This window comes from Mucilaginibacter mali, assembly GCF_013283875.1.
GTDB classification, from domain to species: Bacteria; Bacteroidota; Bacteroidia; order Sphingobacteriales; family Sphingobacteriaceae; genus Mucilaginibacter; species Mucilaginibacter mali.
In genome coordinates this window covers 5,667,885-5,680,897 of sequence record NZ_CP054139.1, presented here as the reverse complement: position 1 = coordinate 5,680,897, position 13,013 = coordinate 5,667,885, and the positions used below count along the sequence as shown (strand labels likewise).

The following is a 13,013-nucleotide window of genomic DNA, read 5'->3' as shown; positions in this document are numbered from 1 at the left end:
AAAAATCCCTAACTTCAAAAAAATAAAATTTTTTTTAGGCCTGCGTGCAACGCGGCAAAAATACTTGCGTCATTTAGTACAGAAAGCTGATTCACAATTTGGAAGCTGTATATATAGATAAACATTATCAACTGGTGGCAGAATGCAAGCAGGGCAGTAAAAAGGCATGCTTCGATCTGTACAAGTTATATTCTAAAGCGATGCTGAACATTGCTTTTAGGGTGGTTGGTAATATGGATGAGGCCGAGGATGTGTTGCAGGAGGCTTTCCTTGATGCCTTTAACAGGATTAAGGACTTCAGGCAGGAGACCACATTCGGTTTATGGTTGAAACAAATTGTGGTGCATAAGTCCATCAACCTGCTGCGAAAGCGCAAAATGGAATGGGCCGAACTGGAAGACGGCGAACTGGAGAACATACCCGACGAGGAGCCCGACGACCAGGAGGAAACGCTTTACAAGGTAGAGCGCATAAAGGAAGCGATGAAGGAACTGCCCGAGGGCTATCGCGTAGTACTATCCCTGTATTTACTGGAGGGGTACGATCACGAAGAGATAGGGCAAATATTAAACATAAGTGAAAACACCTCGCGTACGCAGTTTTTACGGGCGAAGCGAAAATTAAGTGAATTATTAAAAGTGAAAGGATTAGTGGCATGAGCAAGCAACTGGAAGATTTTATCAGGAACAACCGCGACGAATTTGATGACCTGGAACCCCGCATGGAGTTATGGGGCAATATCGTAAGCAAACTGCAGGAGCAGGAACAAGAAGTTAAGCAGGCCGAAAAGCGAGAAGCTAAAACATTTTCGCTGGGCTTCGTACTAAGGGTGGCGGCCATAGTAATTATGGTGATGGGCGCGGGCTTTATATTCTACATTAAAAGCCAAAGCAACAAGGTTGATTACGCCGCCATCAATCCCGTGTATGCCAAACAGCGTGTGCAATACGCATCTATGGTGCAAAATAAGCGCGCTGAGTTAAAAACACTATCAAAATCTAACCCGGAGCTTTACCACGAGTTTAGCGCCGAGATAGCCAAGATGGATTCTACATATAAAAAGCTAAATCATGATCTGGCCACCAGCCCCAACCAGGAGCGTGTTTTACGTGCAATGATCCGGAACTTGCAGGTACAAACCGAGGTGCTAAATCAACAACTGAACGTAATTGAACAATTTAACGAATTTAAAAAACAACAGGAACATGAAATCAAAAGTATATAACATAGCCGCTATCGCATTCGCGGGCCTGATGGCCATCAGTGCGCCTAACTACGCGCAGCAATCGTCGGGCACCGGCTCGTCATCTAATAGCCCGGCGCCGACAGCATCGGCAGGGCAAAACCCGGCTACAACTGTTTACAGTTTGGCTACACCATCGGCAATTTACAGCACCAATGGTTCAATTGCCCATATCGCCCCGTTGTCGGCTTATACCTTTAACGACCTGGGCATGCTGCAGGATAGCACCTATCGCAAAAAAATGCAGAAACTACAGGAGCAAATGAGCGCCCTGCAGAAGGAAATGAGCAGCCTGCGCGGCGAGGAAATGAAAAAAGCCATGGCCGAGCGCAGCAAGCTGTTTGCCGAAAACTTCAAAAAAATGGACCTGAAGTTTGACGAAAAGTTTAAAACCCTGGGTAAGCTGCACCTTAACTTCGAGCGTAGCGACGCCGATTTCGAAAAAAAGGTACAGAGCGGCGAGTACAAAATGAAAACCAAAGCATACACCAAAAGCTATAATGTTGATGCTAACGATAAACTACAGGTAGAGAACCGCTACGGCAAGGTAGTAGTGAACACCTGGAACAAAAACGAAGTAAAGGTTGATGTGGAAATTAAAGCTTACGCCAACGAGGATGACGAAGCCCAAAAATTGCTGGACCTGGTAAAAATTAACGATAGCAAGGACGCTAATGGCGTGAATTTTAAAACCCAGATTGGCGACGAGAATACCAAAAATACCTGGTGGGGCACCATGACCACTAACGGTAAAACAACCGTACGCAAAACCGTGGTAAACTATACCGTATACATGCCGGCTAAAAACGCGCTTACCATTGCCAATAGCTATGGCGCTATCGTATTGCCCGAACTATCTGGCAAACTGGATATCAAAAACAGCTTTGGCAGCCTGACCACAAAAGCGCTAACTAACCCTGCCAACGTGATCAATATACGCTATGGGGATGCCAATATCGAAAGCCTTACCAGCGCTGATGTAAAGCTGGCTTATGGTAGCCTGGACCTGCAATCGGCAGATAAGCTGAATGCCGAATTTAGCTACAGCCCGGCCAAAATTGGCACCATCAGCACTTCGGGTAATATTACCGTACGCTCTGGCGATGGTGTGCAGATCACTAATCTTGGTAAAAATTTGAAGACATTACAAGTGAATGCACAATATGCTCCGGTAAAATTAAGTTCTTTGACTAACGATAATGCTGACTTTGATGTAACCGTACGTTATGGGGCATTTACTTATAACAACGGTGTTAATGTAACCAGCAAAAGCCCGGGCGAAGATGACCGTCGCTGGACCACTACGCAAACCTATAAAGGCCATATTGGCAAAGGCAACAGCGATAAGGTGATCGTTATTAAATCGAACTACAGCAGCGTGAAATTTGATCAATAATCGCGCGTTATAGTTAAATAATAGTTTGAGACAAAAGGGGCCGCAAGGGCCCCTTTTGTGTTTTATAGCTATTTCCTATTGAGAAGTAATATCCTAAATTAGCTAGTTCCCTCCCTGGAGAGTTACCCTGTGCACATATCTTTTTAATTTATAATTCAATGCCCCGTAAGGGCTACCTGTTTATAGAAAAGTACATTCATTTTTTCTTTTGCGCCGGAGGTGCTACCCCCCGGCTGTTGCTGGATAGCCCCTCTCCGGAGTAATAGCTCATGATTAGGCAGAGCCGGATAAATGGGCATTTTACAGATCACCCCGATGGGGTTCTGCCTTACTTGCCATCTTTTTCTACCAACATATCGCTCCAGCCGAATAAAGCCCCCTCTAAATCTCCCCCGGTAGGGGAGACTTAGGCTGCACAAGCGTAAAATTCTTAAAGTCCTCCCCTTTGGGGAGGATTATTTCATGAGGGCTTCGCCGTTTAGGTGGGGCTTAAAAGCTTAACTTAATGACATTGCCCGTAGTGATGGCAATAGGTTAAGCTTAAAATTTGGCTCCGCAGGAGCAACCTGTTTATCTGCCTAATGATGGGCTATTACCCTCTCCCGGGGGCATACATATTTTCAAGATCGGTGGATACAAACAGGTAACCCCTCCGGGGGATAGCAAAGATGCTGCTACATAGTACCCGTGGGAGGAGTATACAGGACTGTTTAGTGGTGGGGAGTAAAACAAAAAGCGGGGCTGATTTTAAAAATCAGCCCCGCTTTAATATTTCATAAAAGCCTGTTTACGACATCTTCAATTTCTTCTGAATATCGGCCACATAGCCTTTAAACTTCTTATCGGTATCAATCAAATCCTCAACCGTTTGGCAAGCGTAGATCACCGTAGAGTGGTCGCGGCCGCCGAAGAAGTGACCGATAGACTTTAATGAACTTTTGGTATGTGCCTTGGCCAGGTACATCGAAATTTGACGGGCCTGAACGATCTCGCGCTTGCGGGTTTGCGATTTTACCATTTCGATGGGTACTTCGAAGTACTCGCACACCAGGTTTTGGATATATTCCATCGAGATCTCCTTGGTAGAGTTCTTGATGAAGTTCTTCAGCATTTGCTTGGCCAGGTTCAGATCTATCTCCTTGCGGTTAAGGGTAGATTGCGCCAACAGGGATACCATAGCGCCTTCCAGTTCGCGCACATTGTTATCAATATTGTGGGCAACGTATTCCAACACTTCGTTGGGCAGGTCGATACCATCCTGGTAAACTTTGGTTTTCAGGATAGCCATGCGGGTTTCCAGGTCGGGTACCTGTAAATCGGCAGAGAGGCCCCATTTGAAACGCGACAGCAAGCGCTCTTCTAAACCAGCCAGGTCTTTCGGCGCTTTATCTGATGTGATGATCAGCTGCTTACCGGTTTGGTGCAGGTGGTTGAAGATATGGAAAAAGAAGTCCTGTGTTTTTTCCTTACCGGCAAAGTTATGCACGTCGTCCATGATCAGCACGTCGATAGCCTGGTAAAAGTTAACAAAGTCGTTAATGTTATTATGCTTCAGCGCGTCTACAAACTGCTGTGTAAATTTCTCGCACGATACATATAATACTACCTTATCGGGTAGCGAGCGTTTAATTTCGTTACCGATGGCCTGCGCCAGGTGGGTTTTGCCTAAACCAACACCGCCATATATCATCAGCGGGTTAAATGATGTGCCACCCGGTTTGGCTGCCACCGCGTAACCGGCCGAACGGGCCAGGCGGTTGCAATCACCTTCCACAAAATTATCAAAGGTATAATTCTGGTTAAGCTGCGGGTCTACGTTCAGTTTTTTAAGCCCTGGTATTACAAACGGGTTTTTGATATCCTTATTTATCGAAATAGGGATAGGCATCGATTGGTTTTTGCCTTCGGCACCGTTACCGTTTGATGGAATGTTGGTAGTGTATGGCTTGCTGGATGATGATTGTTCAACCACTATATTATATTCTAAGCGTCCGTCCTCGCCCAGTTGTTTTTTAATGGTTTTGCGCAAAAGGCCCACATAGTGCTCCTCCAGCCATTCGTAAAAAAACAAACTTGGCACCTGTATCGTCAGGATGCTGCCTTCTAATCTCAAAGACTTTATAGGCTCAAACCAGGTCTTAAAACTCTGGGCGGGTATATTATCTTTTATGATTTGCAGACAACTATTCCAAACGTTAGTACAAGTTTTTTCCATACGGCTTTGTTAATATATTGATTTACACCCTCTACAGAAGCATCCGATGCGACGGTTACGGAACATCGAATATTCAAAAAAAAAAGCTATTAAAAAATTAAAATTTGAAATAAATTTTAATTGTCTGAATTGACCCAAATGAGGGGTTTTTTGACGCTTTTTTGATCGAAAATTTAGGTTGGTAACTACGGCGTAAACCGGGCTTTAAGGCCAGCCGCTGTCACGGACTGACCTGTTGTATCAACGTTATTATACGGGGTTTGTTTATAATAAGTTTTGATTTTTTAAAATTTAACCACAATGATAAATTGTTGACTATTAATTATTTATCAAGCTAAATTTTATTATTTAGCAATTTTACTATTAGTAAAATTACTTACAGGAAATACCGCCTAACACCCACAATTACAGGCTATTAATACTCCCCAAACACACTTCGCAAAGCATCGGAAACTTCGCCAAGGGTAGCATAGTTTTCCACACAATTCAGAATAAACGGCATTAAATTTTCAGTACCCTTCGCGGCGGTTTTTAACTGCTCTAAATTGCGGTTTACAAGCGTGTTATCACGGCTATTTTTAAGGGCCAAAATTTGGGCAATTTGGTGCTTCCGGATGGTGTCATCCACCCTAAAAATATCACCATGATTTTCCTCTGTTTGGGTGAATTTATTAACCCCCACGATCACCCTTTCGCCCGACTCAATAGCGTTTTGATAAGCATACGCTGCATTACCAATTTCCTGCTGAATGTAGTCCTGCTCAATGGCTTTTACCGATCCGCCCATGGCGTCTATCTTATCAATATACACTTTGGCGGCCGCCTCCATCTCGTCGGTCAGCGCCTCTACAAAGTACGATCCGGCCATCGGATCCACCGTATCAGTTACCCCGCTTTCAAAGGCGATGATCTGCTGGGTGCGCAAGGCTATCTTGGCCGCCGCCTCGGTTGGCAGCGACAGGGCCTCGTCATAACCATTGGTATGCAGCGATTGTGTGCCGCCCAAAACAGCCGCCATGGCCTGGTTGCTTACGCGTACGATATTATTATAAGGCTGCTGCGCCGTAAGGGTCGATCCACCCGTCTGGGTATGGAAGCGCAGCTTTTGCGCGTCGGGGTGGGTAGCGCCCAGTTCCTTAGTAATATTAGCCCACATGCGGCGGGCGGCGCGAAACTTGGCTATCTCCTCGAAGAAGTTATTGTGGCAATTAAAAAAGAACGACAAGCGACGGGCGAATACATTAATGTCCAAACCCTTATCCAGCGCGGCCTTCAGGTACGATTTACCGTTGGCTAAAGTAAAGGCCAGTTCCTGCACCGCGGTAGATCCTGCTTCACGAATGTGATAGCCGGATATGGATATGGTATTCCACTTGGGCACCTCCTTGCTGCAATACTCAAACACATCGGTAATGAGGCGCATAGATGGCGCCGGCGGATAAATATAGGTACCGCGCGCGGCGTACTCCTTTAATATATCGTTTTGGATAGTTCCTGAAAGCAGCTTCAGATCGGCACCCTGTTTTTTAGCCAGGGCGATGTACATGGCCAGCAGGATAGACGCCGTGGCGTTGATAGTCATGCTGGTGGTGATCTTTTGCAGTTCGATACCATCAAACAGGATCTCCATATCCTTTAACGAGTCGATAGCTACGCCCACCTTGCCCACTTCCCCTTCAGACATATCATGGCTTGAATCGTACCCGATCTGCGTGGGCAGGTCGAACGCTACCGAAAGGCCCATGGTGCCCTGGCTCAGCAGATAATGATAACGCTTGTTCGATTCGGCCGCGGTGCTGAAGCCGGCGTACTGGCGCATGGTCCACAGCCGGCCGCGGTACATATCTTTCTGAATGCCGCGGGTATAAGGGAATTGCCCGGGTGTTTCGTCCATCCCCGATGGTTGGGTGTAAACCTCCTTGATTTCTATCCCCGATGTGGTTTCGATGCGTTTTTCTTCGGCCATAATTTAAAACAGTTCTTCAAGGTCGGTGCGGATCATGCCAACAGCCATATCATAAGGGTCGTGCTCCATTTTGCTTAGATGCGCCAGTATAGCTCGACCGAGATCAAGGCCGCTGGCATCGGCAGGCAAGGTTTTCATGGCACCGTTGCAAAGGTTAAGCGTATCATCCTTTATGCGCTTCACCAGCGTCCAGGCGCGGCTGCTTATATATAGCTGCTGGGTAACATTGTGCTGAAACTCGTTACGCACCTCGGTTACAATCAGGCTTTGCAGTTCGGCAGCGGTATAGGCCGATACGTTTAGCCGCGGCAGCATATTTGATGGATTTATCCGGTCTATTAATAATACTACACGTTCGTAAGCCTGCAGGCGTAAAGGCAGTGTTTGGGCCGATGTGGCCTTTTTAAGGTCCAGCAGTTGCAGCTTTTGACTGCTATCCAAATAAGGGCGGGCCAGGTAAAAAGCCACCATTACAATGGCGATACCCGCTACGGCAAATTTCACAACCTCGTACAAAAAAGAAAAGATCATCATGGCGAAATAAAATGTTAAGCAGAGGTCATAAATGGGTTAGCGGCAACAAATTTGTGCATTTTACCTTATATTTGAACACATTAATTAAAATTAAGATGAGTACTGTTGTTGAAACCGCGATGGCTCCCGTAAGCTTTACGCCGGGTGCTGTAAAGGAAATTCATAAATTAAAGGATATGCAGGACCTGGGCGACGACTTCGGCCTGCGTGTAGGGGTTGAAGGCGGCGGCTGTTCGGGTATGAGTTATATTTTAGGCTTCGACCAAAAGAAGGACGGCGACCAGGAGTACCTGATAGACGGCGTGAAGGTGTATATGCACAAGGCCCATGGTATGTACCTGGCCGGTATGCAAATAGACTGGCAGGATGGTTTGAACTCGCGCGGGTTTACCTTTAACAACCCTAACGCGGCAAGCACCTGCGGTTGCGGCACATCATTCTCGGTATAAATATTACGATTAGTCATGCCGAACTTGTTTCGGTATCCCACATGCATAGTAAAAACATAAGGGGCAGACTAATCAGATGAGATGCCGAAACAAGTTCGGCATAACCTAATAAAGCAAAGTGGGCTTACCAATGATTGGTAAGCCCTCCTTGTTTACATAGTTAGCTTATCGCTTTCCTGTATAGTTTTATCCAGCCATTGCGGGCCGTTCATGTAGCCACCCGAGTAGTGCAACTGCACTTTCCCCTGCTTATCAACTACTACGTTTGTTGGATATAAATTAATATCAAACAGTTTAGCGATGCTGCGGCCATCGCCTACCAGGTGATAGGCCAAGGGGTTCTTTTTAATAAAGTCGTTTACCTCCCATGCTTCGTCAAGCGCTACGGCTATGAATATCACGTTGGGGTTATCCTTATACTTCAGGGCCAGTTTGTTCAGATCGGGAATTTCGGCGCGGCATGGCGGGCAACCGATGAACCAAAAGTTAAGCACCACGGTTTTGCCTGCCCAGTCCTTTGCTTCAATTTTATTGCCGTTGATGTCTTTTATCCTGAATGGTTTGATAGCCGCACCGGTGGTAAAAAACTTACTATCACCGGGGCGGGGCATACGGCTCAGCATTTCCGCTTTTTGTTGTTCGGTGCGTTTTATCAGTAAAAACTCGGTATTCTCGTCTCTTGGGTTTATTGGCTTTAACCAGTAATCGCCCGTAGATGATAGCTTTTGCCATACTACGTAAGGGTACTGATATCCTGCCGTGTCTTTTACAACAGAGTTTTCGGTTAGCGTTATGCGGCGCGGGGCCGGTGTTTGGGCAAAAAGGGCCGATGTTGCAAATAGCAATAAAAGGTTTAGGTATATCTTTTTCATTGTTTTAAAATACTTTGCTTTGAAAATACAGTATACGGTTTGATTGCGCAAATGTTATTGGGCATGGTCATAATTAATTTACCGGCAGGTTGTAACAAAGCACGCTCAACTGCTGTCTAATTTCCTGATTTCACTATCTTTATAGCATGGCGGTAAAAACTACTTTCAGGGAAAATGTGGCCATCGCGCTGCAATCCATCGGCGGCAACAGGTTGCGCACATCGCTTACGGCGTTAATTATAGCCATTGGCATAACGGCGCTGGTGGGTATATTAACCGCTATCGAGGGCCTGAAGCAACGCACCAACGATATTTTTTCGCAAATGGGCGCCAACTCGTTCACCATCCGTAACCGCGGTTCGGGTATTAAATTTGGTGGCGGTGGCCAGCGTAAGGTATGGACGCCTATTAAATACGAACAGGCGGTACGCTTTAAACAACGTTTAAAAATACCGGCCACGGTTTCGGTTACCACCTATGCATCAAACCTGTCTACGGTGAAATATGGCGATTTTAAGACCAACCCTAATATTTCTATTTTAGGCAGCGACGAAAATTATCTGAAAACTGCCGGCTATACGCTTGGCGCGGGCCGTAATTTCACGCAAGCCGAAATTGATCGTGGCGCCAACGTGGTTATTATTGGTGATGATATCAGGAACCGCCTGTTTAAAAACAGCGACCCGATCAACAAAATGATACTGGTGGGTTCAAACAAATTCAAGGTGATCGGCCTGACGGCAACAAAGGGTTCCAGCTCGGGCTTTAGCAATGCCGACCAGGAGTGTATCATCCCGCTGTATAAAGCCAAACAGATCAGCACCAACCCCAATGCCAGTTATACCATTACCGTAATGGTGGGCACCCCTGCCGAAGAAGACGCGGCTACCGGCGAGTCGACCTCGCTGTTCCGTAATATCCGTGGCTTAAGGATGGGGCAGGATAATAACTTCGAGATCTCGCGCAGCGACTCGATGAAGGAGCAGTTGGCCACTCAGTTAAACGGTATCCAGGCGGCAGGCTTTGGCATAGGCATTATTACGCTTATCGGTGCGGCCATCGGCCTGATGAATATTATGCTGGTATCGGTTACCGAACGTACCCGCGAAATAGGTGTGCGTAAAGCCATTGGCGCCACACCGGCTATTATCCGCAAGCAGTTTTTAATTGAGGCTATTGTAATTTGCCTGATAGGTGGTATTGGCGGCATTGTTTTAGGTATGGCCGCTGGTAACCTGATTGCCGTAAATATTAGCGGCCAGTTTATTATACCATGGGTATGGCTGTTTTGCGCAATTGCGCTTTGTACAGGCATCGGCCTTGGTTCAGGCTATTACCCGGCTAAAAAAGCAGCAAGGCTTGACCCTGTTGAGGCATTGAGATACGAATAACCGGGAAGGCCGGAAGACGGAAAGTCCGGAAGATATAAGTTGAGCTTGTGTTTTACAACCAACATGTATCTTCCGGACTTTCGGTCTTTTCCGGCGTTTCGGGTTTCTATAAAAGAAGCGTATTCTTTAACGGATAGTCCTCGCTCATCAGTTTTTCCATATAAGGCATTAGCAGTGCTTGCTCAAATGCCGCGGCGTGGCGGGGATGGTGCATATCACTGGATATAAAATCGATCATTTGGTTATCGATAAGTGCCTCCGCGATCCGTTTAATTTCGAGACCATAGTAGCCGGTAAGCGATATTGTATTTAATTGCAGGCTACAACCCCAGCTGCGATACATCTTTAACTCATCTATACTAAGATATTGATATCGCTCCGGGTGGGCCAATATTGGCTTCAATCCTTTATCGTTTAGTTTTTGGATAACTTGTACAATATTGGGCGGCTTGGTTATAAATCCAAACTCAAACAACACATAATCATTCTTCATTATCATCAGGCCATCCGCATCAACCCTGGGTTCAAAGGTTTCATCAAAAAAATGCTCGGCAGCGGCTTCAACCACAACATCTATACCCTCCTTAACCAACTCGGCTTTTAATATCTCCAGCGCGTTATTAATGGTTTCGGGCGTATTGCGGTAATAATCGATAAGAATATGCGGCGTAGCTATAAACTTGGTAATGCCCACCTCCATCATACTTTTTATCAGCACTATGCTTTCTTCGGGTGTTTGCGCACCATCGTCAATACCCGGCAGTATATGCGAGTGCATATCAACCTTTAACGCACTATAGTCAAACGTTCTCTGCTTTTTAATTTTTTCCTTCTTCTTAAAAAGTCCGAACATGCTTATCTGTTAGTGTATTGATCATTATAATATTGTTGATAATGGCCTGATGTTACGTCGTCCAGCCATTCCTGGTTTTGCAGGTACCAGTCAACTGTTTTCTCCAGGCCCTCCTCAAAGGTAATGCTTGGTATCCAGCCCAGTTCGTTTTTCAGTTTGGTGGCATCAATAGCATAACGCAGGTCGTGCCCTGCGCGGTCGGTTACAAAAGTGATCAGTTTTTCCGATTCGCCTTCTGCCCTGCCCAGTTTCCTGTCCATGATCTGGCATAACAGCCTGATCAGGTCGATATTTTTCCACTCGTTATGGCCGCCAATATTATAGGTAGTACCCGATTTGGCTTTGTGGAATATCACCTCAATAGCCCGGGCATGGTCTTCTACCCACAGCCAATCGCGAATGTTCTCGCCTTTACCATAAACCGGGATCGGTTTGCTTTGCTTGATATTGTGAATGGCAAGCGGTATCAGTTTCTCGGGGAAATGATACGAGCCATAATTGTTTGAGCAATTGGATATCACAGCGTTTAAACCGTAAGTATCCTGGTAAGCGCGTACAAAATGATCTGAACTGGCTTTTGACGCCGAGTATGGCGAATGCGGATCGTAAGCGGTTTCTTCGGTAAACATACCGTCTTCGCCCAGTGTACCATAAACCTCATCGGTAGATACATGGTAAAAACGGGTAATGTCGTAGCGGCCTTTCCAATACTTTTTGGCCGCATTAAGCAGGTTTACCGTACCGATAACGTTGGTCATCACAAACTCCAATGGATTGGTGATCGACCTGTCCACATGCGATTCCGCAGCCAGGTGAACTACTGCATCAGGCTGGTGGGTGGCAAAAAGGCGGTCGATAAAATCGGCATCAACAATGTCGCCTTTTACAAACTCGTAGTTGGGCGCATGTTCAATATCACGCAAATTAGCCAGGTTACCCGCATAGGTTAATTTATCCAGGTTAACAATATGATACTCGGGGTGCTGCGTTACAAAACGACGCACTACATTCGAGCCAATAAAGCCAGCGCCTCCGGTAATAATGATTTTTTTGATGTTCATCTTAGTTTAATGGGTTTTGTGCAATATATTTTTCCCACTTCCAGGCCGATGACATCATTACATCGATGCCTAACTCGGTTTTCCAGCCCAGCTTTTCGGCCGATTTGGTTACATCGCCCCAAACCTGCTCTACATCGCCCGCACGGCGCGGGCCAATTTTATAATCTAATTTAACCCCGGTCGATTGCTCGAACGCGTTGATCACCTCCAGCACCGAAGATCCTTTGCCTGTACCCAGGTTAAACATATCGTAACCGGTAAAGCTTTCTTTTGCTGCCAGTTTCAGTGCCGCCACGTGCGCTTTGGCCAGGTCAACTACGTGGATATAATCGCGAATGGCGCTGCCATCGGGTGTATTATAATCGCTGCCAAATACGGTAATAGGCCCGCGTTTGCCAATGGCCGATTGCGTGATGAACGGCACCAGGTTTTGTGGTACGCCGATAGGTAATTCGCCGATAAGGGCACTTTCATGGGCGCCTACCGGATTAAAATAGCGTAATGATATCACCTTGTACTTGCTTCCGCCCGATGCGATCATATCCTGCAATATCTCCTCGCATATTTGCTTGGTATTGCCATATGGCGATTGGGCCGGCTGCACCGGCGCGTCTTCGGTTACCGGCAGTTTTTCGGGCTGGCCGTAAACGGTACAGCTTGATGAAAACACAAAATTTACCGGCTTGCTATAATACGCGTTCAGCAAGTTAATCAACGAGTAAAAGTTATTGCGGTAATATTTTAGTGGCAGGTCCACCGATTCGCCAACGGCTTTAAAGGCCGCGAAATGAATGATACCTTCTATCTCAGGTTCGGCCAGTGCAAGGGTTTGCACATCGGTTTCCAGGGTAAGATCGAGCTGATAGAATGCGGGCTTATGGCCGATTATCGTATTCAGCTGATCTAATATAGCCAGTTGCGAGTTAGAAAGATCGTCAACTATAACCGGCTCATACCCCGCGTTTACCAGTTCTACAACCGTGTGCGAACCTATAAAACCCAAACCACCGGTCACTAATATTTTAGCCATGAA

At 46.2% G+C, this 13,013-nt stretch carries 12 protein-coding genes; 5 read left to right on the top strand and 7 right to left on the bottom strand.

Annotation, left to right across the window (positions count from 1 at the left end; all coding sequences use genetic code 11):
- Nucleotides 1-98: 98 nt before the first annotated feature.
- From HQ865_RS24170 to HQ865_RS24160, 3 genes are read left to right on the top strand one after another with little or no spacing between them, the layout of a single operon-like run.
- Nucleotides 99-659 carry an RNA polymerase sigma factor gene (locus tag HQ865_RS24170; RefSeq protein WP_173417371.1) on the top strand — a complete coding sequence of 187 codons (561 nt, stop codon included), beginning with the start codon at nt 99-101 and terminating at the stop codon, nt 657-659.
- Nucleotides 656-1,225: a hypothetical protein gene (locus HQ865_RS24165; protein WP_173417370.1), complete on the top strand. Its 570-nt coding sequence runs from the start codon at nt 656-658 to the stop codon at nt 1,223-1,225. Before HQ865_RS24170 ends, HQ865_RS24165 begins: the two co-directional genes overlap by 4 nt.
- Nucleotides 1,206-2,639 carry an EMC3/TMCO1 family protein gene (locus tag HQ865_RS24160; protein ID WP_173417369.1) on the top strand — a complete coding sequence of 478 codons (1,434 nt, stop codon included), beginning with the start codon at nt 1,206-1,208 and terminating at the stop codon, nt 2,637-2,639. Before HQ865_RS24165 ends, HQ865_RS24160 begins: the two co-directional genes overlap by 20 nt.
- A gap of 787 nt (nt 2,640-3,426) precedes the next feature.
- On the opposite strand, the gene dnaA is transcribed toward HQ865_RS24160, so the two are convergent.
- The 3 genes from dnaA to HQ865_RS24145 all read right to left on the bottom strand — a co-directional run bounded on the left by dnaA (nt 3,427) and on the right by HQ865_RS24145 (nt 7,354).
- Entirely contained in the window at nt 3,427-4,854 is a 1,428-nt protein-coding gene (dnaA, locus tag HQ865_RS24155) for a chromosomal replication initiator protein DnaA (RefSeq protein ID WP_173417368.1), read from the bottom strand.
- Nucleotides 4,855-5,269: 415 nt separating this feature from the next.
- On the bottom strand, nt 5,270-6,820 hold the full coding sequence (locus HQ865_RS24150) for an acyl-CoA mutase large subunit family protein (RefSeq protein ID WP_173417367.1): 1,551 nt from the start codon (nt 6,818-6,820) through the stop codon (nt 5,270-5,272).
- Between the two features lie 3 nt (nt 6,821-6,823).
- Nucleotides 6,824-7,354: a DUF7935 family protein gene (locus HQ865_RS24145; protein WP_173417366.1), complete on the bottom strand. Its 531-nt coding sequence runs from the start codon at nt 7,352-7,354 to the stop codon at nt 6,824-6,826.
- 95 nt (nt 7,355-7,449) lie between these two features.
- Between HQ865_RS24145 and HQ865_RS24140 the strand changes: the two genes are divergently transcribed.
- On the top strand, nt 7,450-7,803 hold the full coding sequence (locus HQ865_RS24140; RefSeq protein ID WP_173417365.1) for a HesB/IscA family protein: 354 nt from the start codon (nt 7,450-7,452) through the stop codon (nt 7,801-7,803).
- 152 nt (nt 7,804-7,955) lie between these two features.
- Here HQ865_RS24140 and HQ865_RS24135 read toward each other — a convergent pair whose 3' ends face one another.
- A complete protein-coding gene (locus HQ865_RS24135; RefSeq protein ID WP_173417364.1) occupies nt 7,956-8,675 on the bottom strand; it encodes a peroxiredoxin family protein in 720 nt (239 codons plus the stop codon).
- A 146-nt stretch (nt 8,676-8,821) separates the two neighbouring features.
- On the opposite strand from HQ865_RS24135, the gene HQ865_RS24130 reads away from it, so the two are divergent.
- Nucleotides 8,822-10,066, top strand: a complete 1,245-nt coding sequence (locus HQ865_RS24130; RefSeq protein WP_173417363.1) for an ABC transporter permease — start codon at nt 8,822-8,824, stop codon at nt 10,064-10,066.
- 106 nt (nt 10,067-10,172) lie between these two features.
- Here the strand turns inward: HQ865_RS24130 and HQ865_RS24125 are convergent, their stop codons facing one another.
- From HQ865_RS24125 to galE, 3 genes are read right to left on the bottom strand one after another with little or no spacing between them, the layout of a single operon-like run.
- Nucleotides 10,173-10,919, bottom strand: coding sequence for a tyrosine-protein phosphatase (locus tag HQ865_RS24125; RefSeq protein WP_173417362.1), 747 nt, complete (start codon nt 10,917-10,919; stop codon nt 10,173-10,175).
- 2 nt (nt 10,920-10,921) lie between these two features.
- Nucleotides 10,922-11,974 (bottom strand): dTDP-glucose 4,6-dehydratase, encoded by a 1,053-nt coding sequence (gene rfbB / locus HQ865_RS24120; RefSeq protein WP_173417911.1) that lies wholly within the window; start codon nt 11,972-11,974, stop codon nt 10,922-10,924.
- Nucleotides 11,975-11,981: 7 nt separating this feature from the next.
- Nucleotides 11,982-13,010 (bottom strand): UDP-glucose 4-epimerase GalE, encoded by a 1,029-nt coding sequence (gene galE / locus HQ865_RS24115; protein ID WP_173417361.1) that lies wholly within the window; start codon nt 13,008-13,010, stop codon nt 11,982-11,984.
- Nucleotides 13,011-13,013 lie beyond the last annotated feature (3 nt).

Coding starts and splice junctions, on each gene's coding strand:
- HQ865_RS24165 (WP_173417370.1), top strand. CDS start 656: ATGAGCAAGCAACTGGAAGATTTTATCAGGAACAACCGCGACGAATTT.
- HQ865_RS24160 (WP_173417369.1), top strand. CDS start 1,206: ATGAAATCAAAAGTATATAACATAGCCGCTATCGCATTCGCGGGCCTG.
- dnaA (WP_173417368.1), bottom strand. CDS start 4,854: ATGGAAAAAACTTGTACTAACGTTTGGAATAGTTGTCTGCAAATCATA.
- HQ865_RS24150 (WP_173417367.1), bottom strand. CDS start 6,820: ATGGCCGAAGAAAAACGCATCGAAACCACATCGGGGATAGAAATCAAG.
- HQ865_RS24145 (WP_173417366.1), bottom strand. CDS start 7,354: ATGATGATCTTTTCTTTTTTGTACGAGGTTGTGAAATTTGCCGTAGCG.
- HQ865_RS24140 (WP_173417365.1), top strand. CDS start 7,450: ATGAGTACTGTTGTTGAAACCGCGATGGCTCCCGTAAGCTTTACGCCG.
- HQ865_RS24135 (WP_173417364.1), bottom strand. CDS start 8,675: ATGAAAAAGATATACCTAAACCTTTTATTGCTATTTGCAACATCGGCC.
- HQ865_RS24130 (WP_173417363.1), top strand. CDS start 8,822: ATGGCGGTAAAAACTACTTTCAGGGAAAATGTGGCCATCGCGCTGCAA.
- HQ865_RS24125 (WP_173417362.1), bottom strand. CDS start 10,919: ATGTTCGGACTTTTTAAGAAGAAGGAAAAAATTAAAAAGCAGAGAACG.
- galE (WP_173417361.1), bottom strand. CDS start 13,010: ATGGCTAAAATATTAGTGACCGGTGGTTTGGGTTTTATAGGTTCGCAC.